This window comes from Paracoccus niistensis (genome assembly GCF_042432925.1).
GTDB lineage: Bacteria > Pseudomonadota > Alphaproteobacteria > Rhodobacterales > Rhodobacteraceae > Paracoccus > Paracoccus niistensis.
Window position 1 is genome coordinate 161,103 of sequence record NZ_JBHLWE010000017.1, and the last position, 22,074, is coordinate 183,176.

The window sequence follows — 22,074 nt, forward strand, 5'->3', positions numbered from 1 at the left end:
GGTCCCCGGGCGGAAGATGTCACGGCCCGCGACGTCCCGGCGGCCCTTTCTCAGCCCGCCTCGGCCAGCCGCGCGACGTAGCGTGCCAGCGTGTCGATTTCCAGGTTCACCAGGTCGCCCTCGGCCACATCGCCCCAGGTCGTGACCTCGCGGGTATGGGGGATCAGGTTCACGCCGAAGCGGTTGCCCTCGACCTCGTTCACGGTCAGCGAGGTGCCGTTCAGCGCGACCGAGCCCTTTGGCGCGATGAAGCGCGCAAGCCCCTGCGGCGCCTCGAAGCTCAGCCGCAGGCTGTCGCCCTCGTCCCGGGCGCCCACGACGCGGGCGATGCCATCGACATGGCCCGACACGATATGACCGCCCAGTTCGTCGCCCACCCGCAGGGCGCGTTCCAGATTGATGCGCTGACCGGGCTGCCAGCCCTGCGCGCCGATGTTGGTGCGCGCCAGCGTTTCGGCTGAGATATCGACCTCGAACCAGTCCATGCCCTTGGCCACCACGGTCAGGCAGATGCCGTCGCAGGCAATCGAGGCGCCCATGTCCACGCCGGCCATGTCGTAGTTGCAGGCGATGCGGGCACGCATGTCCCCGCGCATCTCGACCGCGGCGACCGTGCCGATATCGGTGATGATTCCGGTGAACATCTCGGGCCGCCCCTGCTATCCTTGTGGAACCGACACGATGACGCCCGCGCGCGGCGGGCGCAAGCCTTGGCCCGCGCCTGACTCGCCCGGTGGTTGACCCGGCCCTCGTCCCGTTTATTAACCTTGCCGCAGATTCGCCCCCGTCCCGCTTCACCTGCCGTTCCCTCGCCTGGGCTGGATCCTGTCATGAACGCGCCCGCGCCCGGCCTGCCCTCTGCCCTGTCCCTGACCGCGGACCTGCCCCCCGAGCGGCGGGTCTTCCTGCTGCTGCAGGGTCCGCACGGGCCGTTCTTCGACCGGCTGGGACGGCTATTGCGCGCGGCGGGCGCCACGGTCTGGCGCGTCGGCTTCAACGCGGGGGACGAGTTCTTCTGGCGCGACCGCGCCTTCTTCGTCCCCCACACCGGCGGGCCCGATGCATGGCCCGCCCACCTGGACCGGCTGATCGCCGGAAAGGGCGTCACCGACATCGTGCTTTACGGCGACGTCCGCCCGATCCACGCCGCCGCGCGCGAGGCCGCCACGCGCAAGGGCCTGAACCTGCATGTCTTCGAGGAAGGCTACCTGCGCCCCTACTGGATCACCTACGAACGCGGCGGCTCGAACGGCTATTCGGCACTGATGGAGATCAGCCTGGACCGGATGCGGGCCGTCCAGCGCGCCTACGGGGCCGAGGTGAATCGCCCGCCCGCCCGGTGGGGCGACATGCGCCAGCACAAGTTCTACGGCACGCTTTACCACTTCCTCGTGCTGACGGCGAACCGGCGCTATCCGGGCTTCACCTCGCACCGCGACATCTCCCTGGCTCGCGAGTTCCGGCTGAACCTCGCGCGCCTGCTGCTGTCGCCGGTCCATGCCGTCCGCCGCTGGCGGCAGGCCCGCGCGATCCGCGGGGCGGGCTTTCCCTATGTCTTGGTGCTGATGCAGCTTGAACATGATTCGAGCTTCCGCGCCCATTCGCCTTACCGCACCATGTCCGAGTTCACGGGCGAGGTGCTGGAGGCCTTTGCCCGCGCGGCCCCGCGCCACCATCACATCGTCTTCAAGGCCCATCCGCTGGAAGACGACCGCGCGGCGCTGCGGGCCGCCATCATCGCCCAGGCGCAGGCGCTGGGGGTCGCGGACCGGGTGCATCTGGTGCAGGGCGGCAAGCTGGCGGGGCTTCTGTCGCAGGCGCGCTCGGCGGTGACGATCAACTCGACCGCGGCACAGCAGGCCCTGTGGCGGGGGCTGCCGGTCAAGGCGATGGGGCGGTCGGTCTATGCCAAGCCGGGCCTTGTCTCGGACCAGAGCCTCGAGGATTTCCTGCGTCGCCCCGCGCCGCCCGACCAGGCGCGCTACCGCGACTACCGCAACTACCTGCTGGATACCTGCCAGGTGCCGGGCGGATTCTACGCGGCGCGGTCGCGCGCCCATGCCCTGCGGCTGGTCGTGGACATGATGCTGGACCCGCAGGATCCCTATGCCGCGCTGGAATGCGGAGATGCGCGCTACCGGCAACAGATGGACGCGCGCGACCGGTAAACCATGCTTTTTCTGGATGTGCCCCGGCGCAGGGAGTAAAGACGTTCACAAGAGAACAAGATGGCGCGACGCAGAGTCGCCCGGTGGACAGGAGATCTGGACTTGGCTGACCTTCCCCTCACCCCCGCCGCACGGGGCGGCGCCATGCGGGTCGCGCTTCGGATCGCGGCGCTTTCCTCGATGACCCTTCTTGCCGCCTGCGCCCTGCCCCGCTCGGGCCCCAACAAGAACGAGATCTACAAGGGGTCGGTGGACCGGGGCGGCAACACCCATGTGCTGTTCGTCAACGACCATGTGGCGCGGGCGTCCTCCTACACGCCCTCCTACGGTTTCGGGTCGGACTTCCTCGGCGCGGGCACGGTCGGCGCCGACGAGATCCGGCCGGGCGACGTGCTGGGCCTGACGATCTGGGAAAACGTGGACGACGGGCTTCTGGCCTCGATGGGCCAGTCGAACACGCCGCTGCAGGAACTGCAGGTGGACAGCGGCGGCTATATCTTCGTGCCCTACGCGGGCCGGGTGCGCGCGGCGGGCAACACGCCCGACGAGCTGCGCCAGATCATCACGCGCCAGCTGGAAACCCAGACCCCCGACCCGCAGGTGACGGTGACGCGCGTGGCCGGCAATGGCGCAACCGTGTCCGTCATGGGCAAGGTCGGCGGCCAGGGCGTCTACCCGATTGAGCGGCCGACCCGCACCCTGTCGGCGATGCTGGCGCAGGCCGGCGGCGTCGCCATCGACCCCGAGATCGCGGTGGTCACCGTAAAGCGCGGCAACAACACGGGCCGCGTCTGGCTGCGCGACCTTTACGCCAACCCGCGCAACGACGTGGCGCTGCGCCCCGGCGACGTGATCCTGGTCGAGGAAGACCAGCGCAGCTTCACCGCGCTGGGCGCGCTGGGCGGGCAGACCAAGGTGCCGCTGGGCTCCGAGGAGATCAACGCCATCGAGGCCATCGCCATGGTGGGCGGCCTCAGCTCGAACCTCGCCGATCCGACCGGTGTCTTCGTGCTGCGCAACGAGCCGCAGTCGGTCGCCCGCAACGTGCTGGGCCGCGACGTCTACGGCGACCAGCGCATGGCCTATGTTCTGGACCTGACGCGGCCGAACGGGCTGTTCCTGGCGCGCGACTTCCTGATCCGCGACGGCGACACGGTCTATGTGACCGAGGCGCCTTACGTGCAGTGGCAGAAGACGCTCAGCGCCATCACCGGCAGCGCCAGCACCGCCAACTCGCTGAGCAGCCTCGGCAACTGAGGATGACGGAACAGCCGCCCGGCGCCACGGGCCAGCGGCGGCTGTTCGTCCTGAACGGCGGGTTCTTCGCCAAGGCCCGCCTGCGCCGCATCCTGGCCCTGGCGGGCTGGCGACTGGCCGTGGGGCGGCCCGGTCCCGGCGACTGCGTGGGCATCTGGGGCGCAAGCCCGACCGCCTGGCGGGGCCGGGCGCTGGCCGGGCGCACCGGCGCGCCGGTGGTCACGGTCGAGGATGCCTTCCTGCGGTCCGTCCTGCCCGGGCGCGACCGCAGCCCGGTCGGGCGGCGCGGGCCCATCGGCCTGCTGATCGATCCCGAGGGCCTCCATTTCGACCCCTCTGTCCCCTCGCTTGTCGAGACGCTCGCCGCCTCGCCCGAGGCGGCGGCGCGGGGGGACGAGGCGATGGCCGCGCTCGCGCGGCTGCGCGCGGCGGACCTGTCCAAATACAACGCTCATTTGCCGAACCTGCGCGCGGCCGAGCCCGGCTATGTGCTGGTGATCGACCAGACGCGCGGCGACGCCTCGCTGCGGGGGGCGGGCCGCGAGACCTTCCTGCGGATGCTTCATGCCGCCCGCGACGAGAACCCCGGCGCGCGCATCGTCCTGCGGACCCATCCCGAAACCGCCGCCGGGCTGCGCCGGGGACATCTCGGCCATGCCGACCTGCAGGCGGGAGAAATCCTCTGCGACGGGCCGGTCTCGCCCTGGCGGCTGGTCGGGGATGCCGCCGCCGTATATGCGGTCAGTTCGCAGCTTGGATACGAGGCGATGCTGGCGGGCCACCGGCCGCGCCTGTTCGGGCAGCCCTTCTACGCGGGCTGGGGCCTCAGCGTCGACGAGGTGCCGGTGCCGCGCCGCATGGGGCGGACCACCCTGCCTGCGCTGTTCGCCGCAACCCACCTGATGGCGCCCGCCTGGTACGATCCCTGCCGGGACCGGCTGACCGACCTGGAAGGGGCGATCCGCCAGATCGAGGCCGAGGCGCGCGCCTTCCGGCAGGATCGCGACGGGCATCTCGCCCATGGCATCCGCCTGTGGAAGCGCGGCACCATCGCGCAGTTCTTCGGCAACGGGCGCGGCGTCCGTTTTGAGCGCCACCCCTCGCCCGCCGTGACGCTGGCCTGGGCGAACCGGGTCGCCGAGGTGCCGCAGGCGCTGCGGGTCGAGGACGGCTTCCTGCGCTCGCGCGGCCTCGGGGCCGAACTGGTCCCGCCCCTGTCCCTGGTCGCGGACGGGCGCGGCATCTACTATGACCCGACCCGCGAGAGCGACCTTGAACACCTGATCGCCGCCCCCCTGCCGCCCGGAGGCCGCGCCCGCGCGCAGGCCCTGATCGCCCGGCTGCGGGACGCCGCGCTGACGAAATACAATCTTTCGGGCGAGCCGCCCCCGATCCCCCGCGACGGCCGCCGCGTGATCCTTGTGCCGGGGCAGGTCGAGGACGACGCCTCGATCCGCCTGGGTGCGGGGGCCGAGCGCACGAACCTCGCCCTGCTCCGGCGCGTGCGGGCCGAGAATCCCGGCGCGCTGATCGTCTGGAAACCCCATCCCGATGTCGAGGCCGGCCTGCGCCCCGGCGCGATCCCCGAAGGGGAACTGGCGGGCCTTGCCGACGTGACCGCCGCGAAAGCCCCCGCCGCCGCGCTGATCGACGCGGTGGACGAGATCTGGACCCTCACCTCGACTCTGGGCTTCGAGGCCCTGATTCGAGGCCGCGCGGTGACGGTGCTGGGCGCGCCCTTCTACGCGGGCTGGGGCCTGACGCGCGATCTGGGGCCCATCCCGCCACGCAGGCAGGCGCGGATCGACCTTGAAACGCTGGTCCATGCGGCACTGATCGCCTATCCCCGCTACCGCGACCCGGTGTCGGGCCTGCCCTGCCCGGTCGAGGTCGCGGTGGATCGCCTGTCGGACGCCGACCTGAAGCTGGGCGGCCCCGGCCTGCGCTGGCTTGCCAAGGCGCAGGGAGCGCTGGCCGGGCACAGCTGGATCTGGCGGCGCTGACCCTGCGATCGCACGGCCTTTCCCCCGCGACCGCTTCGGCCTACACCCCCGGCCATGGCCCGCACCACAGGTTCCCGCGCCGAGATCACCGGCCCGCTTGTCCGCGACGCAGCCCTGCGGCTGTTCGCGCGCCACGGCTTTGCGGCCGTGTCCATGCGCCAGATCGCGGCAGCGGTGGGCGTGCAGGCGGGCGCGCTTTACGCCTATACCTCCGACAAGCAGGCGCTGCTGGCGAACCTGCTGACCGACCACATGGAAGACCTGCTGGCCGCCTGGAACGACGGCCCCGACGCGCCGCCGCTTGAACGGCTGGAGGCCTTTGTGCGCTTCCACATCGCCTATTCGCTGGACCACACCGACGCGGTCTTTCTCAGCTACATGGAACTGCGCAACCTTTCGCCGGACAACTTCGCCGCCGTCGCCGCACTGCGCGGCCGCTACGAGGAGTCGCTGACCGCCATCCTGCGGGCGGGGGCCGAGGCCGGGGCGATGCGGCTGGCCGATCCCCGGCTGACCGCCATGGCCCTGATCGCCATGCTGACCGGCGTCACCAACTGGTATCGCGAGGGCGGGCGGCTCGACCGCCGCGCGGTCGCCGACCATTACTGGGGACTTGTCCGCGGGGCGGTGGGCGCGGGATGATCGGGGCATGAGTCTGCCGCCCGGATTCCTTGACGACCTGCGCAACCGCGTCCCGATCAGCCGGATCGTGGGACGGAAGGTGACGTGGGACCTGCGACGGTCCAACCAGGCCAAGGGCGACTGGTGGGCGCCCTGCCCCTTCCACGGGGAAAAGACGGCGTCCTTCCACGTCGATGACCAGAAGGGCTTCTATTACTGCTTCGGCTGCCACGCCAAGGGCGACGCCCTTGCCTTCCTGCGCGAGGCCGAGGGCCTGGGCTTCATGGAGGCCGTGGCCGTCATGGCCTCGGAAGCCGGTGTGCCCATGCCGGAACGCAGCCCGCGCGAGCAGGCGCAGACCGACCGGCGCACGCAACTGGTCGAGGTCATGGACCGCGCCGTCCGCTGGTTCCGCCTGCAACTGCAAAGCGGGGCGGGCGGGGCCGCGCGCGACTACCTGGCGCGGCGGGGGCTGGACGGGGCGGCGCTGGACCGCTTCGAGATCGGGTTTGCCCCCGACCTGCGGCAGGGCCTTCTGCGGCACCTGCTGGACGCGGGCGTCCCCGAGGCGCTGGTGATCGAGACGGGGCTGGCGGCCAAGCCCGAGGACGGCGGCGCGGCCTATGACCGCTTCCGGGGGCGGATCATCTTCCCGATCCGCGACGGACGGGGGCGCTGCATCTCGTTCGGGGGCCGCGCGATGGACCCGAACGCGCGGGCCAAATACCTCAACGGCCCGGAAACGGCGCTGTTCGACAAGGGACGCAACCTTTACAACCTCGGGCCTGCGCGGGCGGCGGTCGCCAGGGGCCAGCCGCTGGTGGTGGCCGAAGGCTACATGGACGTGATCGCGCTGGTCCGCGCAGGCGTCGAGGGCGCGGTTGCCCCCCTGGGCACGGCGATCACCGAGGACCAGCTGCGCCTGATGTGGCGCGTGGCGCCCGAGCCAGTGATCGCGCTGGACGGCGACGCCGCGGGCCTGCGCGCCGCCATGCGGCTGATCGACATGGCGCTGCCTCTGGCCGGGCCCGGACAGGCGCTGCGCTTTGCCCTGCTGCCCTCGGGCCAGGACCCGGACGACCTGATCCGCGCGGGCGGGGTGGGCGCGATCCGCGCCGTGCTGGAAGGGGCGCAGCCGCTGGTGGACCTGCTCTGGCGCCGGGAAACCGAGGGGCGCGTCTTCGACAGCCCCGAACGGCGCGCGGCGCTGGACAAGGCGCTGGACGACGCCGTGGCGCGCATCCCCGACCAGGCCACGCGGGAACATTATGCGCAGGAACTCAAGCGCAAGCGCTGGGCGCTGTTCGCGCCGCCCCGTGCCGCGAAGGGCCGGTTCACCCGCCGCGACGCGCCCCAGCCGCCGGTGCCGCAGACCCGCGCCTCGGCGCTGGTGGCGACCGACCCCGGTGAGGCGCTGATCGAGGCCATGATCCTTGCGCTCTGCGCCGCCCATCCCGACCTGGTCGCCCGCGTCGAATCGCGGCTGGAGCGGCTGGAGCCCACGGACCCGGGCCGCGCCGCGCTGGTCCACGACCTGCTGGCCGGGTCCTCCAGTGCTGCCGGGCGGGCCGCCCTTGACGCCATCATGGCCGATCCCCATGTCCGCTGCGCCCCGGCGATTTCCCATCCCGCGGGCGCCACGGAAACCGCAGAGCCGCTGCTTCTCAATGCGCTGGACCGGATCGAGGCCCATCGTGCCGCCCGCGAGGAAATCGCGCGTGCCGAGGCCGAGATCCAGGGTCTGGCCGACGAGGGCCTGACCTGGCGGGTCACCCAATCGGCGCGGGCCCGGCTGCAGGCCGACCAGCCGTCCATGGGCGGCGGGGACGACCTTGGCGAGGACCGCGACGAGCTCGCGGCGCGGCTTCGCCGGGCCTTGACCGATGAAATCTGGCGAAAACGTCGCTGATTGCGGCGAATCAGGGAACCGAATCAGGCGTCGTCCGCTTTGCCGGGCGGCGTCTTTCGATTAGAACCGCCGGAATCCCGGCATCCGATTCGCATGATTCGCGAATCAGCTTGAAAGGAACCGCCCCATGGCCAAGGACGACGACGACAAGCCGGAAGCCAAGGATGACGATCATTCGCTGGACATGAGCCAGGCGGCCGTCAAGCGCATGATCGCCGACGCGCGCGAACGCGGCTATATCACCTATGACCAGCTGAACGCGGTCCTGCCCCCGGAACAGGTGTCCTCGGAACAGATCGAGGATGTCATGTCGATGCTGTCCGAGATGGGCATCAACGTCATCGAGGACGAAGAGACCGAGGAAGCCGAGACCGGCGGCGCCGTTGTCCCCGCCTCGACCAGCCGCGAGATCGCGGTAGCCGCGCCCGAGACCGAGAAGCTTGACCGCACGGACGACCCGGTGCGGATGTACCTGCGCGAGATGGGCTCGGTCGAGCTGCTGTCGCGCGAAGGCGAGATCGCCATCGCCAAGCGGATCGAGGCCGGGCGCAACACCATGATCGCGGGCCTGTGCGAAAGCCCGTTGACCTTCAAGGCCATCACCATGTGGCGGCAGGAGCTTCTGAACGAGGAGATCCTGCTGCGCGACGTGATCGACCTCGAAACCACCTTCGGCCGGTCCATGGCCGACGAGGACGAGGACGACCTGCCGGTGGACCTGCCGCTGGCCGAGGCCGCGCCCGCCGAACGCACCAAGTCCTGGGGCGAGGAGCTGGACGCCGACGGCAACCCGCTGCGCCGCGATTCCGACGAGGACGAGGATGACGACGGCCAGAACCTGTCGCTGGCCGCGATGGAGGCGAGCCTCAAGCCGCGCGTCCTGGAAACGCTGGAAGCCATCGCCGACGACTACGAAGATCTTGCGCATATGCAGGACAACCGGATGTCGGCCACGCTGAACGAGGACGGCACCTTTTCCGCCGCCGACGAGGCTGCCTATCAGCAGCTTCGCACCCGCATCGTCGGGCTGGTGAACGAACTTCACCTGCACAACAACCGCATCGAGGCGCTGGTTGACCAGATCTACGGCATCAACCGCCGCATCGTGACCATCGACTCAGGGATGGTGAAGCTGGCCGACGCCGCCCGCATCAACCGGCGCGAATTCATCGATGCCTACCGCGGGTCCGAGCTGGACCCCACCTGGATCGACCGGATGATCCAGAACAAGGGCCGCGGCTGGCAGGCGCTGTTCGAGCGTTCGCGCGCGCAGGTGGAAAACCTCCGCGGCGAGATGGCCATGGTCGGCCAGCATGTCGGCGTGGACATCGAGGAATTCCGCCGGATCGTGAACCAGGTCCAGCGCGGCGAAAAGGAAGCCCGCCAGGCCAAGAAGGAAATGGTTGAGGCGAACCTGCGCCTCGTGATCTCGATCGCCAAGAAATACACGAACCGCGGGCTGCAGTTCCTGGACCTGATCCAGGAAGGCAACATCGGCCTGATGAAGGCCGTGGACAAGTTCGAATACCGCCGCGGCTACAAGTTCTCGACCTATGCGACCTGGTGGATCCGGCAGGCGATCACCCGGTCCATCGCGGACCAGGCGCGGACCATCCGCATCCCGGTCCACATGATCGAGACGATCAACAAGCTGGTCCGTACCGGCCGGCAGATGCTGCACGAGATCGGCCGGGAACCGACCCCGGAAGAACTGGCCGAAAAGCTGCAGATGCCGCTGGAAAAGGTCCGCAAGGTGATGAAGATCGCCAAGGAGCCGATCTCCCTCGAAACCCCGATCGGGGACGAGGAGGACAGCCAGCTTGGCGATTTCATCGAGGACAAGAACGCCGTCCTGCCGCTCGACTCGGCCATTCAGGAGAACCTGAAGGAAACGACGACGCGGGTTCTGGCCAGCCTCACCCCGCGCGAGGAGCGGGTGCTGCGGATGCGCTTCGGCATCGGCATGAACACCGACCACACCTTGGAAGAGGTGGGCCAGCAGTTCAGCGTGACCCGCGAACGCATCCGCCAGATCGAGGCCAAGGCGCTGCGCAAGCTCAAGCATCCGTCGCGCTCGCGCAAGCTGCGGTCCTTCCTCGACCAGTGACGCGGGGCGCCTGAGTTAATAAAAGATTAACGGGCGCATTCGCGGTATCGTCAACCTCCGGGCGACCCCATGATCCAGCTCAAGCTCTTGATCTGGTTCATGGCGCCGGAGGGCATAATGGCTGCGATTTCCTTCATCCTCTACCGCAGCGAGACCGACATCCGTCCCGGCAGCGAGACGGCGCGGGTGCTGATGGACAAGGCGCGCCGCTGGAACGAGCGCTTCGACCTGACCGGTTTCCTGCACCACGAGGACGGCTTCTTCTTCCAGTGGCTCGAGGGCCAGCCCGACAACCTGGCCGCCATCATGGAGCGGATCGAGCGCGACCCCCGGCACCGGAACCTGACCTATCTGGCGCGCGGCACGCAGGCCGAGCGCCAGTTTGCCCGTTGGCGGATGGGCTATTCCACGCGCAGCGAGGCCTCGGTCCTTCGCTGGCTGGCCGATCATCCCGTCGTGATCCGCGAACGCAAGGAATACGCGGCGGGGATGCTGGCCTTCCTGCGCGAACGCGAGGCCCTGCTGAACTGAGCCTCAGCAGAGCCGCTCGATATGGGCGGCCAGGGCGTCGGTGTAGGTCTTCAGGAAGCCCCGCAGGCTTTCGTCAGTGACGGTGCCGTCCTCGGCGAACTTCTCGGGCTCGAACTTCAGGTAGAACTCGGGGTGGCCCATCACGACCATGCCCAGTGTCACCATCTGCGCCTTCAGCGCCAGTTGCGCCGCCGCCGTGCCGATGGCGCCGGTCGCAGCCCCGCAGCAGCCCGCGGGCTTGTTCACCCAGACTGACTGGCCCCAGGGACGGCTGCCCCAGTCCAGCGCGTTGACCAGAACGCCGGGCACCGTGCGGTTGTATTCCGGCGTCACCAGCAGCACGCCGTCGGCCGCCGCGATCTGCGCGCGCATCCGCTCGACCGCCTCGGGGCCACGGCCTTCGTGCCACAGGTCGTCGTTGTAAAGCGGCAGGTCGCCGATCTCGACGAAGTCGAAGGCCAGCCTGCCCTCTGCGACCTTCGCCAGCGCCTTGGCAACGGTATGGTTGATCGACTGCGAACGCAGCGACCCGACAAGGACGGCAACGGTGCGGGACATGGCAGCTCTCCTGATCTTCAGCATCTGTTAGGGACACGTGCGAAAGCTTGTTGATGTTCCCGAACGGATTGGCAACACCACGAGTCCGTGACAGGGGAACCGGCGATGGCGTGGGTGGGCGATCTTCAGGCGATGCGCGTGCTGGCTTTGGTCCTGGCCGTCACGGCGGCGGTCCTGCTGGTGATCCTGCGGCGGCAGGCCGGCGCGCTTGCGGCGGCCCAGGCGGCGACATCGGACGCAAAGGCCGAGACACAGGCGGCGGGCCTGCGCGCGGCCGAGGCCACGGCCCGGCTGGACGGGCTGACCCGGCGGATTGAGGATCTCGGCGACGAACGGGACGAATTGCGCGACGCCCTGCATGCCAGCCGCGAACGCCTTGCCCTGCTTGAGCGCGAGCTTGCGGGAACGGCGACCCGGCTCGAGTCCGCGTCCACCCGCGCAGCCGAACTGGAAGGTGAGCGCGTCCAGTTGCGCCGCGCGCTGGACGAGATGCAGGCGCAACTGGCTCGGCAGGAGCGCGAATTGGCCGAGGTGCGCCTTGCCGCCACCAAGGACCGCGAGACGGCCGAGCAGAACCTGGCCCTTCTGCGCGAGCTGCGCGAGGAGATGACTGGCCAGTTCCGCCTGATGGCGGATGAATCCCTGCGCCGACAGGGCGCCGACCTGGAAAAGACCCACAGCGAGCGGCTGGCCGCGCTGCTGACCCCCTTCCGCGAGCAGGTGCAGGGCTTCCAGACCGAACTTCAGGCCCGCAACAAGGCCGCCGACGAGGAGCGCGCCATGCTGCGCGAGCAGATCGAGGGGCTGCACCGCCGGTCCGAGGAGATCGGCCGCGACGCGGTGGCGCTGACCCGCGCGCTGAAGGGCGAGAAGCAGCGGCAGGGCGCCTGGGGCGAGATGATCCTGGAACGCGTGCTGGAAGGCTCGGGGCTGGAACGGGGAACGCATTACGTCACGCAGGAAAGCTGGCGGGCCGAGGACGGCAAGCTGTGGCGCCCCGACGTGGTCGTGCACCTGCCGCGCCGCAAGGTGCTGGTGATCGACAGCAAGGTCTCGCTGAACGACTACGAGACGGCCGTGAACGCCGAGGCGCCGGGGGACCGCAACGCCGCGCTGAGACGTCATGTCGCGGCGATCCGCACCCATGTGACGACGCTGTCGGACAAGGGATACCAGCGGATCGACGATGCCTCGGTCGATTACGTGGTGATGTTCATCCCCATCGAGGGGGCCCTGTCGGAAGCCCTGCGCGTCGATCCCGACCTCGGGCTTTCGGCGCTGAACCAGCGGGTCGTGCTGGCGACGCCCATGACCCTGATGCCCATGCTGCGGACCGTCGATCACATCTGGGCCGTCGAGCGGCGCGAAACCAACGCGATGGAGATCGCCCAGCGCGCGGGCCACCTTTACGACAAGCTCGCGCTGTTCGTGGACGCGATGGAGGACGTGGGCAAGTCGCTGGACGGGGCGGTGCGGGCGCATGGGCAGGCCATGGACCGGCTGACCCGCGGCGGGGGCAACGTGATCGGACAGGTCGAGAAGCTGCGCGCTCTGGGTGCGCGGGCGCAGAAGCGGATCTCGGTCGATCACGACGCCGAAGCCTCGCCCCCCGTGCGGCTGCTGGAAGCGGGGGAGCAGGGGCACACTGCACCTATGTCGTAGGTCCCTCCAGATGTAGTGATTCGCTGCATCCCCTATGCAAATCCTGCGACAGTCCCTATTCTAGAGGACAGTCATGGATGCATGGGGACGAACCGATGCGCTGCCCCTTCTGCGGAAACGCCGACACCCAGGTCAAGGACTCGCGCCCGGCCGAGGACAATGTCGCCATCCGCCGCCGCCGTTTCTGTCCCTCCTGCGGGGGGCGCTTCACGACCTATGAACGGGTGCAGCTGCGCGACCTGGTGGTCCTCAAGTCCAATGGCCGACGCGAGGATTTCGACCGCGACAAGCTGGCCCGGTCCATCCGCATCGCCATGCAGAAGCGCCCGATCGAATCCGAGCGCATCGACCAGGTGATCTCGGGCATCGTCCGCCGGCTGGAAAGCATGGGTGATACGGACATCCCGTCTAAGGTCATCGGCGAGATCGTGATGGACACGCTGGCGCGCATCGACACGGTCGCCTATGTGCGCTTTGCCAGCGTCTACAAGAACTTCCAGGCGGCGGACGATTTCGACCGCTTTGTGTCGGAACTGCGCCCGGCCTCCGAGTGACTCCCGATCTGTGCCACATGGACCACGCGCTGCGGCTGGCGCGGCGGGGCCTGGGCAATGTCTGGCCGAACCCTGCCGTGGGCTGCGTCCTGGTGGCCGGGGGCAGGATCGTGGGTCGCGGCTGGACCCAGCCCGGCGGGCGTCCCCATGCCGAGCGGATGGCGCTGGACATGGCCGGCCAGGCCGCCCGCAGCGCCACGGCCTATGTCACCCTTGAACCCTGTGCGCATCACGGCCGCACCCCGCCCTGCGCCGAAAGCCTGATCCATGCGGGCGTGGCGCGGGTCGTCACGGCGCTGACCGACCCCGACCCCCGCGTTGCCGGCCGCGGCCATGCCATGCTGCGCGCAGCCGGGATCGAAGTCACCGAGGGGCTGCGGGCCGATGCAGCCGCCGCCCTGCAGCGCGGCTTCCTGAGCCGCGTGACCCTTGGCCGCCCGTTGGTAACGCTGAAGCTCGCCACCAGCTTCGACGGGCGGATCGCCACCGCTGCGGGTGAAAGCCGCTGGATCACGGGCGAGGCCGCGCGCCGCCATGTCCACCTGCTGCGCCTGACGCATGACGCCGTCATGGTCGGCGCGGGCACGGCGCGGACAGACCGCCCGGCGCTGAACGTGCGCGGCTTCGGCTCCGTCCGCCAGCCTGTGAGGGTAGTGCTGGCGAACAGTCCCCTTCCGCCCCTGCCCCCTGAGGATGCCGGCCACGGTCCCCTTTGGGTGCTGCCCGGCCCACCCGCCGAGGCCCTGGCCGAGCTTGGCCGCCGCGGGATCACTCGGGTCTTCTGCGAAGGCGGCGGGCAGCTTGCTGCCGCGCTGCTGGCCGAGGGGCTGGTGGACGAACTGGTCGGCCATACCGCCGGCGTGGTTCTGGGCGGCGACGGCCGCGCGGCCGTCGCGCCGATGGAACTGGCTGCCTTGGCCGATGCGCCGCGCTTCCGACTGGCCGAGACCCGGGCGCTGGGCGGCGACGTGTTCCACCGTTGGGTCCGGGAAGCGTAGCGCAGGTCGCGGCTGCCTTCTGGAAAAAACCCGAAGAAGATTCTCCGGCAAGCCCCGACTCAGAGCGCACAGGCGCAAGGAAAGGATGCTTTCCGACCTCCTGCGCCTCAAGGGCGCTCGTCCGCCTTGCCGCCATCCTCCGGGCTTTCTATCCTGCGCCCGATGCTCGTCCGCGCCACCCTTTCCCGCTTCTGCCGCCTTGCCGCGCTTGCCGTGCTGCCGGCAGCTTGCGGCGGCGCGGATGAGGCCTATCCCCGGCTTGTGCCGCTGTCCGAACTGAACGCCCCGCCCACGATCCCCGCCCATGCCGCCGAGGCGGCCGCCGATCCCGAGGCCGTGGGCGAAGCCCTGCGCGCCCGCCGCGCCGAAGCGGCCGCCCGTGCTGCCGCCGCGCAAGAGGGTTCTGCGGACACCGCCGCCCTGACCCGCCGCGCCGCCGCGCTGCGGGATCGCGCCGAGGAACTGTCCCGCCGCGATCCGGGCACGGCGGGCGTTTCGGTCAGTGCCGCGCCCTCCCCCTCCGACACCGACCCGGAAACCGCTGCCCGTGCGCAAGCTCTGCGCGAGCGCGCGCGCCGCATGCTGGACGGCGGCGCGCCCCCTGCCGAGCTGCCGCCCTGCCCGCCCGGCACGGCCGATCCCACCGCCGCCGGCTGCCTGCCCCGCTGAAGCGGCCGTTCACCCCCAGAGGATACCCATGCCCGTCATCACCTGCATCGACGACCTCAAGCGCCTGCACAAGGCGCGCACTCCGCGCATGTTCTACGACTATGCGGAATCGGGCAGCTACACCGAGCAGACCTTCCGCGAGAACACGACCGACTTTTCCAAGATCCGCCTGCGCCAGAAGGTGGCCGTGGACATGACGGGTCGCAGCCTCGCCTCGGACATGGTGGGGCTGCCGGTGTCCATGCCGGTGGGCCTCGCGCCCGTGGGGATGACGGGGATGCAGCGGGCCGACGGAGAGATCAAGGCGGCGCGCGCCGCCGAGGCCTTTGGCGTGCCCTTCTGCCTGTCCACCATGTCGATCTGCTCGATCGAGGACGTGGCGCTGCACACCACCCAGCCCTTCATGTTCCAGCTTTACGTGATGAAGGACCAGGAGTTCCTGGAAGGGATCATCGCCCGCGCCAAGGCGGCGAACTGCTCGGCGCTGGTGCTGACGCTGGACCTCCAGATCCTGGGCCAGCGGCACAAGGACCTCAAGAACGGACTGTCGGCGCCGCCGAAGCTGACGGCATCCTCCATCGCCGACCTCGCCACCCGCTGGCGCTGGGGGATCGAGATGCTGCAGACGAAGCGGCGCTTCTTCGGCAACATCGTGGGCCATGCCAAGGGCGTGACCGATACGGCGAACCTTGCCAGCTGGACCGCCGAGCAGTTCGACCCGCAGCTCGACTGGACCAAGATCGCCCGCATCCGCGACCTGTGGGGCGGCAAGCTGATCCTGAAGGGCATCCTGGACGCCGAGGACGCCCGCATTGCCGCCGATTTCGGGGCCGACGCCATCGTGGTTTCGAACCATGGGGGGCGGCAGCTCGACGGGGCACTCAGTTCCATCCGGATGCTGCCCGAGATCGTGGCCGCCGTGGGCGACCGGGTCGAGATCCACATGGATTCCGGCATCCGCTCGGGCCAGGACGTGCTGAAGGCGCTGGCGCTGGGGGCGCACGCGACCTGGATCGGGCGGGCCTGGGTCCACGGCCTCGGCGCGCTGGGCCAGGAAGGCGTGACCGCCGCGCTGGAGGTGATCCGCAAGGAGCTGGACATCACCATGGCCCTGTGCGGCGAGCGCGACATCCGCAACGTCGGCCGCCACAACGTCCTCGTCCCCGCGGAATGGAGCCGCGACTACGTCTGAGCCACCCACAACAGGCATGACGCGCACGGCCGAAAGGCGTATCCTGCCCCGGCCGGCAGTCCCATCGTCCCCGCATGAGGGAGCAGGCGGGGCGTCGCGGCTGGCCGGCCGGGTTCGCGATGCGGCATGCTCCCGGGAGGGACCACCATGGGGATTCATTCAGGCTTCGCGGCGGCAGGCATCGTCCTGCTGGCCTTCGGCGCGGCGCAAGCGCAGACCGTCGCCACGGACGCCAGCGGCAGGACGCTTTACACCTTCGACCAGGACAGCGGCGGGACCTCGTCCTGCTACGACCAGTGCGCCGTCAACTGGCCGCCCGTCCTGGGACAGGAGGGCAGCGAGATGGGTCCGAACTGGTCGCTGGTTCCGCGCAACGACGGGACCATGCAGATGGCCTACAAGGGCAAGCCGGTCTATTACTACATCGGCGACCAGAATCCCGGTGACGTGACAGGCGACGGCAAGGGCGGGGTCTGGCACGTCCTGACGCCGTAAGTGCCCCCGCAGCCGGCCGATCTTCGCGCTTTCCAATTCCCCGGCACCCGTGTATAGGGCCGGCTTCCGGTCAGGCACCCTTGGAGGCTGGCCGGCTGCAACCTGAAAGGAACGAACATGGCCAAAGAGATCCAGGATCTGGTGGCCGAGGCACGCGCGGGGACAGGCAAGGGGGCCGCCCGCCAAGCTCGCCGCAACGGCAAGGTGCCCGGTATTGTCTACGGTGACGGCAAGGAGCCTCTGGCGATCCAGATGGACTTCAACCCCCTTCTGACCAAGCTGCGCGCCGGCCGCTTCATGTCCACGCTGTGGAACCTGAAGGTCGAGGGCCAGGACGACGTCCGCGTCATCTGCCGCGGCGTCCAGCGCGACGTGGTCAAGGACCTGCCGACGCACATCGACTTCATGCGCACGCACCGCAACTCGCGCGTGAACCTGTTCGTGCATGTCGAGTTCATCAACCACGAGGACAGCCCCGGCCTCAAGCGCGGCGGCACCCTGGTCGTGGTGCGCCCCGAGGTCGAGCTGGTCGTCACCGCCGGTGACATCCCCGAGCAGATCGTCGTGGACCTGAAGGGCCGCAAGATCGGCGACGTGATCCACATCGACGACGTGGAGCTGCCCGCCGGCGCGAAGCCCACGATCGACCGCAACTTCGTCATCGCCAACATCACCGCGCCCTCGGGCCTGGCTGCCAGCGACGACGAGGCCGAGGAAGCCCCCGCCGAGGCCTGATCGCCACGGACGAATGACCCTGAAGGGAGGTGCCGCGGCGCCGCCCTTTTCAATTGCTCCGCTGACTGCACGTCCTGTCTCATGCCCGAAGTGCGTGGAAAGCACGCACCTGCGGCCGCTCCGCAAGGCGCGTATTCTGCCGCACCACTTCGAGCTTTCTTCTTCGTTCAAATATCCCGGGGTCCGGGGCAGAGCCCCGGTCGGCGGTCCCATCTTTCACCGCCGCCCCTTCGTTGCTACATCCCCCCGCATGACCCAACCCATTCATATCGTCGGCGCCGGCATGGCGGGCTCCGAAGCCGCGTGGCAGGCCGCGCAGGCCGGAGTTCCGGTGATCCTGCACGAGATGCGCCCCGCCGTGGGCACCTTCGCCCATCGCACCGGCGACTGCGCCGAGATGGTCTGTTCCAACAGCTTCCGCTCGGATGACGACGTGAACAATGCCGTGGGCCAGCTGCATTGGGAAATGCGCGCGGCCGGCGGCCTCATCATGACCGCCGCCGACCGCCACAAGCTGCCGGCGGGCGGCGCCCTGGCCGTGGACCGCGACGCCTTTTCGGCCGACGTGACCGCCGCCCTGCGCGCCCATCCGCTGGTGACCATCGAGGATGGCGAGATCACCGCCCTGCCCGATAGCGGCAACTGGATCATCGCCACCGGGCCGCTGACTTCGGCGGCCTTGGGGCAGGCGATCGCGGCGGAAACGGGGGCGGATGCGCTCGCCTTCTTCGACGCCATCGCCCCCATCGTCCATGCCGATACCATCGACATGAGTGTGGCCTGGCGGCAGTCCCGCTATGACAAGGGTGAGACCGAGGAAGAGCGGACCGCCTATATCAACTGCCCCATGACGCGGGCGGAATACGACGCCTTCATCGACGCCCTTCTGGCCGCCGAGAAGACCGAGTTCCGCGAGGGCGAGACTGCCGGCTACTTCGACGGCTGCCTGCCCATCGAGGTCATGGCCGAGCGTGGCCGCGACACCCTGCGCCACGGGCCGATGAAGCCGGTCGGGCTGACCAACGCCCACATGCCGCAGGAAAAGCCTTATGCCGTCGTCCAGCTTCGGCGCGACAACGCGCTGGGAACGCTGTACAACATCGTCGGCTTCCAGACGAAGATGAAATACGGCGCGCAGACCCAGGTCTTCCGCATGATCCCCGGCCTTCAGGACGCAAGCTTCGCGCGCCTCGGCGGCATCCACCGCAACACCTTCCTGAACTCGCCCACGCTGCTGGACGACCGGATGCGCCTGCGGTCCCGCCTCCATGTCCGCTTCGCCGGGCAGGTGACGGGGGTCGAAGGTTATGTCGAAAGCGCCGCGATGGGGCTGCTGGCGGGCCGCATGGCCGCCGCGCAGGCACTGGGACACGACCTTCCTCCTCCGCCCGGCACGACGGCAATGGGCGCGCTGGTCCATCACATCACCGGCGGGGCCGAGGCGAAGACCTTCCAGCCGATGAACGTGAACTTCGGCCTCTTTCCCCCGGTCGAGGCCAGGTCGGGCCGCCGCGGCCGCAAGGATCGCTATCCGGCCTATACCGACCGCGCCAAGCAGGATTTCACCGCGTGGCTTTCGGCGCAGTAAGGCGGACGCGCTTTGCCCCCTCGCCTACCGGGCCGCTGCACCTCGGGCACGCCTTCGCCGCCCTGACCGCCGCGCGGCTGGCCGATCCGGGTGAGTTCCTGCTGCGGATCGAGGACATCGACCGGTCCCGCTGCCGCCCGGAATGGGAGGCCGCCATCCACGAGGACCTGCGCTGGCTCGGCCTTGACTGGCCGCAGCCGGTCATGCGCCAGTCCGACCGGCTGCCCGCCTACCGCGCGGCGCTGGACCGGCTGGCCGGCATGGGCCTGCTTTATCCCTGCCGCTGCCGTCGCGCAGACATCGCGGCAGCCCTGTCGGCTCCGCAGGAGGGCATGATCGGCCCCGACGGCCCGATCTATCCCGGCACCTGCCGCGGCCGGGCGATGGAGGACGCAGGCCCGGACGATGCGATCCGCTTGGACGTGCGCCGCGCCTTCGAGCGGCTGGGGTTCGACCGGATCGGCTTTCACGACGAAGCTGTGCTGCCCGGCCAGCGCCATGACCTGACCGCCGAGGACTTCATCGCCGGCGTCGGAGACGTGGTTCTGGCGCGGCGCGGCATGGGGACCAGCTATCACCTGTCCGTCATCGTGGACGACGCGGCGCAGGGGATCACGCTGGTCACGCGCGGCAAGGACCTGTTCGACTCGACCTATATCCATGCGCTGTTGCAAGCGCTGCTGGACCTGCCGCAGCCGCTTTATCACCATCACCGGTTGATCCGGGACGCGGCGGGCAAGCGGCTCGCCAAGCGCGACGACGCCCGCGCGATCCGCAGCTATCGCGAAGCCGGTCTGACGCCCGCAGAAGTTTGCGGGCTGGTGGGCCTTTAGAGGCTATTGCCGCGATTGCCGCGAAAGCAGGCAGTTCGTTTCCTGCGTGTTGCGATAGATCCCGAAGACGACGAACATCAGCCCCGCCGTGACCACGACATAAAGCCCGCCGCCCAGAATGATGGCCGCACCTCGCCAGAATGAGCCATAATAAGGATGACCCGCTGCCCCGACACCGGCGACCACCACGGCCAGCAAGGTCAGCACGGCGAAGAGGACAAGCAGCCGCTCGGCCCAGTCCATGAAGAAATCCCGCATCTCAAGAACTCCGTTCGGACAAGGCGGGATTAGCAGCAGGCTCTTAAGAAACGGTTGATGCCGTCCCTTCCGGCGCCATGATCTCGACCTCGGCGCGATCGCGGATGGCGGTGTAGAAGCAGGTGCGGCGGTTGGTGTGGCAGGCGGGGCCGCTCTGGTCCACCAGTACCAGCAGGCAGTCGCGGTCGCAGTCGAGCCGCATTTCCACCAGCCGCTGCACATGGCCTGAGCTTTCGCCCTTGACCCAGAAGGATGCCCGCGAGCGCGACCAGTAGGTGACGCGGCCCGTGTCCAGCGTGCGCGCCACGGCCTCGGCGTTCATCCAGGCGAGCATCAGCACCTCGCCCGAGGCATGGTCCTGCGCGATGGCCGGGATCAGGCCGTTTGCGTCGAAACGCAGGGTCGCGGGGTCGAACATCGGTTTTCCTTTCATGCTCGGATGCCTATCTAGCGGGCGGACGGATTGGGGAAAAGCGATGGCCGACGACGATCTGATGGCGCTGTATTCGCGCAGGCTGCTGGCGCTGGCGGCGGACATCCCGCACTTGGGCCGCCTGCCCGCGCCGACCGGATCGGCCACGCGCCGCTCGCCCCAATGCGGGTCCACGGTGACGGCGCATGTGGTCGTCAGGGATGGGGTCGTGACCGACTTCGCGCAGGAGGTGCGGGCCTGCGCCCTAGGGCAGGCCTCGGCCGCCGTGCTGGGCGGCGCCGTGATCGGGCGGACCCCGGCGGAACTTGCGGCGGGGCGCGATGCGCTGCGGGCCATGCTGACCGAGGGCGCGCCTGCGCCGGCGGAACCCTTCGCGGCCGCCGAGGCGCTGACACCGGCGCGGGATTTCCCGAACCGCCACGCCTCGATCCTGCTCGCCTGGGAGGCTGCGGCCGAGGCCGCGGGCGCCTAGACGGGCGGCGAGGTCCGTTCCGGGTTGATGCCCGCGAGTTCGCGGAACTCGGGCGGGGCGCGGCCCAGCAGTTCCTCGGCGAGGTCGCGACCCATCTCGATACCGTCGCTGACCAGCCCGCGCCGCTCGCCTCTGACCGACAGCGAGCCGTCGGGCAGCAGGATCTCGCCGCGCAGCCACAGGGTCTCGCCGTCCAGTTCCGCCAAGCCCGCCAGCGGCGTCTCGCAGGACCCGTCGAGGCGGCGCAGGAAGGCGCGTTCGGCCGTCACCCGCAACGTCGTCGGCAGGTCCGAGATGGCGGCCAGCATCGCTGCCGCGATCACGTCGTCCTTGCGCCGTTCCACCCCGATGGCCCCTTGGGCCACGGCGGGCAGCATCTCGTCGGGCGCGATCGCGCTGCGGACCACGTCCAGCATCCCCAGCCGCGTGAGCCCCGCCATGGCGAGGAAGGTCGCCTCGGCCACGCCCTCATCGAGCTTGCGCATCCGCGTCTGCACGTTGCCCCGGAACTCGACCAGCTTCAGGTCGGGGCGGTAGTAGGTCAGCTGCGCCCGGCGGCGCAGGCTGGAGGAGCCGATCAGCGTCCCCGCCGGAAGCTCGGCGATGGAACCCCAGCGGCGGCTGACAAAGGCGTCGCGCACGTCCTCGCGCGGCAGGTAGCAGTCAATGATGAGGCCTTCCGGCTGCAGGACCGGCATGTCCTTCATCGAATGGACGGCGATGTCGATGCGGCTATCCAGCAGCGCGTCCTCGATCTCGCGGGTGAACAGGCCCTTGCCGCCGATCTCGCGCAGGGGTCGGTCGAGCACGCGGTCGCCGGTGGTCTTGATAACCACGATCTCGAAGGCGTCAGTGGGCAGGTCATGCGCGGCGGCCAGGCGGTCGCGCGTCTCGTGCGCCTGCGCCAGCGCCAGCGCCGAGCCGCGCGTGCCGATCCGAAGCGGGCGGTCAGGGGTGGGTAAAGCGTCCATGCGCGACGGGTTATCCCTGCCCCGCCGCGTTGACAACCGCGTTGCGGCAGAAGGGCGCAG

The 22,074-nt window shown here is 69.6% G+C and carries 22 protein-coding genes; 17 read left to right on the plus strand and 5 right to left on the minus strand.

Annotation, left to right across the window (positions count from 1 at the left end; translation table 11 throughout):
* Positions 1–50: 50 nt before the first annotated feature.
* Positions 51–644, minus strand: a complete 594-nt coding sequence (locus ACFFII_RS05095; RefSeq protein WP_377697808.1) for a riboflavin synthase — start codon at positions 642–644, stop codon at positions 51–53.
* Positions 645–830: 186 nt separating this feature from the next.
* On the opposite strand from ACFFII_RS05095, the gene ACFFII_RS05100 reads away from it, so the two are divergent.
* The 7 genes from ACFFII_RS05100 to ACFFII_RS05130 all read left to right on the plus strand — a co-directional run bounded on the left by ACFFII_RS05100 (position 831) and on the right by ACFFII_RS05130 (position 10,596).
* Positions 831–2,168: a capsule polysaccharide biogenesis protein gene (locus ACFFII_RS05100; RefSeq protein ID WP_377697809.1), complete on the plus strand. Its 1,338-nt coding sequence runs from the start codon at positions 831–833 to the stop codon at positions 2,166–2,168.
* Between the two features lie 144 nt (positions 2,169–2,312).
* Positions 2,313–3,425, plus strand: a complete 1,113-nt coding sequence (locus ACFFII_RS05105; RefSeq protein WP_512700625.1) for a polysaccharide biosynthesis/export family protein — start codon at positions 2,313–2,315, stop codon at positions 3,423–3,425.
* Between the two features lie 2 nt (positions 3,426–3,427).
* Positions 3,428–5,428: a capsule polysaccharide biogenesis protein gene (locus ACFFII_RS05110; RefSeq protein WP_377697810.1), complete on the plus strand. Its 2,001-nt coding sequence runs from the start codon at positions 3,428–3,430 to the stop codon at positions 5,426–5,428.
* 54 nt (positions 5,429–5,482) lie between these two features.
* Positions 5,483–6,070, plus strand: coding sequence for a TetR/AcrR family transcriptional regulator (locus ACFFII_RS05115; protein ID WP_377697811.1), 588 nt, complete (start codon positions 5,483–5,485; stop codon positions 6,068–6,070).
* 7 nt (positions 6,071–6,077) lie between these two features.
* Positions 6,078–7,958 carry a DNA primase gene (gene dnaG, locus ACFFII_RS05120; protein ID WP_377697812.1) on the plus strand — a complete coding sequence of 627 codons (1,881 nt, stop codon included), beginning with the start codon at positions 6,078–6,080 and terminating at the stop codon, positions 7,956–7,958.
* A 127-nt stretch (positions 7,959–8,085) separates the two neighbouring features.
* Positions 8,086–10,065, plus strand: coding sequence for an RNA polymerase sigma factor RpoD (gene rpoD / locus ACFFII_RS05125; protein WP_377697813.1), 1,980 nt, complete (start codon positions 8,086–8,088; stop codon positions 10,063–10,065).
* Between the two features lie 69 nt (positions 10,066–10,134).
* Entirely contained in the window at positions 10,135–10,596 is a 462-nt protein-coding gene (locus ACFFII_RS05130) for a BLUF domain-containing protein (protein WP_377697814.1), read from the plus strand.
* Positions 10,597–10,599: 3 nt separating this feature from the next.
* Here the strand turns inward: ACFFII_RS05130 and ACFFII_RS05135 are convergent, their stop codons facing one another.
* Complete coding sequence (locus tag ACFFII_RS05135) at positions 10,600–11,154, minus strand: NADPH-dependent FMN reductase (protein WP_377697815.1); 555 nt, start codon at positions 11,152–11,154, stop codon at positions 10,600–10,602.
* An 87-nt stretch (positions 11,155–11,241) separates the two neighbouring features.
* Here ACFFII_RS05135 and ACFFII_RS05140 point away from each other — a divergent pair, with 87 nt between their 5' ends.
* The 9 genes from ACFFII_RS05140 to gluQRS all read left to right on the plus strand — a co-directional run bounded on the left by ACFFII_RS05140 (position 11,242) and on the right by gluQRS (position 19,880).
* The gene (locus ACFFII_RS05140) at positions 11,242–12,816 is read left to right on the plus strand and encodes a DNA recombination protein RmuC (protein WP_377697816.1); all 1,575 of its coding nucleotides are present in this window, start codon (positions 11,242–11,244) and stop codon (positions 12,814–12,816) included.
* A gap of 95 nt (positions 12,817–12,911) precedes the next feature.
* Positions 12,912–13,370, plus strand: a complete 459-nt coding sequence (gene nrdR / locus ACFFII_RS05145) for a transcriptional regulator NrdR (protein WP_090754485.1) — start codon at positions 12,912–12,914, stop codon at positions 13,368–13,370.
* 17 nt (positions 13,371–13,387) lie between these two features.
* Entirely contained in the window at positions 13,388–14,368 is a 981-nt protein-coding gene (gene ribD / locus ACFFII_RS05150) for a bifunctional diaminohydroxyphosphoribosylaminopyrimidine deaminase/5-amino-6-(5-phosphoribosylamino)uracil reductase RibD (protein WP_377698176.1), read from the plus strand.
* A 162-nt stretch (positions 14,369–14,530) separates the two neighbouring features.
* On the plus strand, positions 14,531–15,037 hold the full coding sequence (locus tag ACFFII_RS05155; RefSeq protein ID WP_377697817.1) for a hypothetical protein: 507 nt from the start codon (positions 14,531–14,533) through the stop codon (positions 15,035–15,037).
* Between the two features lie 28 nt (positions 15,038–15,065).
* Positions 15,066–16,229, plus strand: coding sequence for an alpha-hydroxy acid oxidase (locus ACFFII_RS05160; protein ID WP_377697818.1), 1,164 nt, complete (start codon positions 15,066–15,068; stop codon positions 16,227–16,229).
* A gap of 147 nt (positions 16,230–16,376) precedes the next feature.
* On the plus strand, positions 16,377–16,724 hold the full coding sequence (locus ACFFII_RS05165) for a COG4315 family predicted lipoprotein (protein WP_377697819.1): 348 nt from the start codon (positions 16,377–16,379) through the stop codon (positions 16,722–16,724).
* Positions 16,725–16,841: 117 nt separating this feature from the next.
* Entirely contained in the window at positions 16,842–17,459 is a 618-nt protein-coding gene (locus tag ACFFII_RS05170) for a 50S ribosomal protein L25/general stress protein Ctc (protein ID WP_090754367.1), read from the plus strand.
* Positions 17,460–17,709: 250 nt separating this feature from the next.
* Positions 17,710–19,047, plus strand: a complete 1,338-nt coding sequence (gene trmFO / locus ACFFII_RS05175; protein ID WP_377697820.1) for a methylenetetrahydrofolate--tRNA-(uracil(54)-C(5))-methyltransferase (FADH(2)-oxidizing) TrmFO — start codon at positions 17,710–17,712, stop codon at positions 19,045–19,047.
* Positions 19,029–19,880: a tRNA glutamyl-Q(34) synthetase GluQRS gene (gene gluQRS / locus ACFFII_RS05180; RefSeq protein ID WP_377697821.1), complete on the plus strand. Its 852-nt coding sequence runs from the start codon at positions 19,029–19,031 to the stop codon at positions 19,878–19,880. The genes trmFO and gluQRS overlap by 19 nt, the downstream gene beginning before the upstream one ends.
* Before the next feature lie 3 nt (positions 19,881–19,883).
* Here gluQRS and ACFFII_RS05185 read toward each other — a convergent pair whose 3' ends face one another.
* Together ACFFII_RS05185 and hisI are read right to left on the minus strand one after the other, a co-directional pair.
* Positions 19,884–20,138 (minus strand): hypothetical protein, encoded by a 255-nt coding sequence (locus ACFFII_RS05185; protein WP_377697823.1) that lies wholly within the window; start codon positions 20,136–20,138, stop codon positions 19,884–19,886.
* A 43-nt stretch (positions 20,139–20,181) separates the two neighbouring features.
* Complete coding sequence (hisI, locus tag ACFFII_RS05190) at positions 20,182–20,556, minus strand: phosphoribosyl-AMP cyclohydrolase (RefSeq protein WP_377697824.1); 375 nt, start codon at positions 20,554–20,556, stop codon at positions 20,182–20,184.
* A gap of 58 nt (positions 20,557–20,614) precedes the next feature.
* Between hisI and ACFFII_RS05195 the strand changes: the two genes are divergently transcribed.
* The gene (locus tag ACFFII_RS05195) at positions 20,615–21,043 is read left to right on the plus strand and encodes an iron-sulfur cluster assembly scaffold protein (protein ID WP_377697825.1); all 429 of its coding nucleotides are present in this window, start codon (positions 20,615–20,617) and stop codon (positions 21,041–21,043) included.
* On the opposite strand, the gene hemC is transcribed toward ACFFII_RS05195, so the two are convergent.
* Positions 21,040–22,014, minus strand: coding sequence for a hydroxymethylbilane synthase (hemC, locus tag ACFFII_RS05200; RefSeq protein ID WP_377697826.1), 975 nt, complete (start codon positions 22,012–22,014; stop codon positions 21,040–21,042). The genes ACFFII_RS05195 and hemC overlap by 4 nt on opposite strands.
* Between the last annotated feature and the right edge of the window lie 60 nt (positions 22,015–22,074).

Coding starts and splice junctions, on each gene's coding strand:
- ACFFII_RS05095 (WP_377697808.1), bottom strand. CDS start 644: ATGTTCACCGGAATCATCACCGATATCGGCACGGTCGCCGCGGTCGAG.
- ACFFII_RS05100 (WP_377697809.1), top strand. CDS start 831: ATGAACGCGCCCGCGCCCGGCCTGCCCTCTGCCCTGTCCCTGACCGCG.
- ACFFII_RS05105 (WP_512700625.1), top strand. CDS start 2,313: ATGCGGGTCGCGCTTCGGATCGCGGCGCTTTCCTCGATGACCCTTCTT.
- ACFFII_RS05110 (WP_377697810.1), top strand. CDS start 3,428: ATGACGGAACAGCCGCCCGGCGCCACGGGCCAGCGGCGGCTGTTCGTC.
- ACFFII_RS05115 (WP_377697811.1), top strand. CDS start 5,483: ATGGCCCGCACCACAGGTTCCCGCGCCGAGATCACCGGCCCGCTTGTC.
- dnaG (WP_377697812.1), top strand. CDS start 6,078: ATGAGTCTGCCGCCCGGATTCCTTGACGACCTGCGCAACCGCGTCCCG.
- rpoD (WP_377697813.1), top strand. CDS start 8,086: ATGGCCAAGGACGACGACGACAAGCCGGAAGCCAAGGATGACGATCAT.
- ACFFII_RS05130 (WP_377697814.1), top strand. CDS start 10,135: ATGATCCAGCTCAAGCTCTTGATCTGGTTCATGGCGCCGGAGGGCATA.
- ACFFII_RS05135 (WP_377697815.1), bottom strand. CDS start 11,154: ATGTCCCGCACCGTTGCCGTCCTTGTCGGGTCGCTGCGTTCGCAGTCG.
- nrdR (WP_090754485.1), top strand. CDS start 12,912: ATGCGCTGCCCCTTCTGCGGAAACGCCGACACCCAGGTCAAGGACTCG.
- ribD (WP_377698176.1), top strand. CDS start 13,388: ATGGACCACGCGCTGCGGCTGGCGCGGCGGGGCCTGGGCAATGTCTGG.
- ACFFII_RS05155 (WP_377697817.1), top strand. CDS start 14,531: ATGCTCGTCCGCGCCACCCTTTCCCGCTTCTGCCGCCTTGCCGCGCTT.
- ACFFII_RS05160 (WP_377697818.1), top strand. CDS start 15,066: ATGCCCGTCATCACCTGCATCGACGACCTCAAGCGCCTGCACAAGGCG.
- ACFFII_RS05165 (WP_377697819.1), top strand. CDS start 16,377: ATGGGGATTCATTCAGGCTTCGCGGCGGCAGGCATCGTCCTGCTGGCC.
- ACFFII_RS05170 (WP_090754367.1), top strand. CDS start 16,842: ATGGCCAAAGAGATCCAGGATCTGGTGGCCGAGGCACGCGCGGGGACA.
- trmFO (WP_377697820.1), top strand. CDS start 17,710: ATGACCCAACCCATTCATATCGTCGGCGCCGGCATGGCGGGCTCCGAA.
- ACFFII_RS05185 (WP_377697823.1), bottom strand. CDS start 20,138: ATGCGGGATTTCTTCATGGACTGGGCCGAGCGGCTGCTTGTCCTCTTC.
- hisI (WP_377697824.1), bottom strand. CDS start 20,556: ATGTTCGACCCCGCGACCCTGCGTTTCGACGCAAACGGCCTGATCCCG.
- ACFFII_RS05195 (WP_377697825.1), top strand. CDS start 20,615: ATGGCCGACGACGATCTGATGGCGCTGTATTCGCGCAGGCTGCTGGCG.
- hemC (WP_377697826.1), bottom strand. CDS start 22,014: ATGGACGCTTTACCCACCCCTGACCGCCCGCTTCGGATCGGCACGCGC.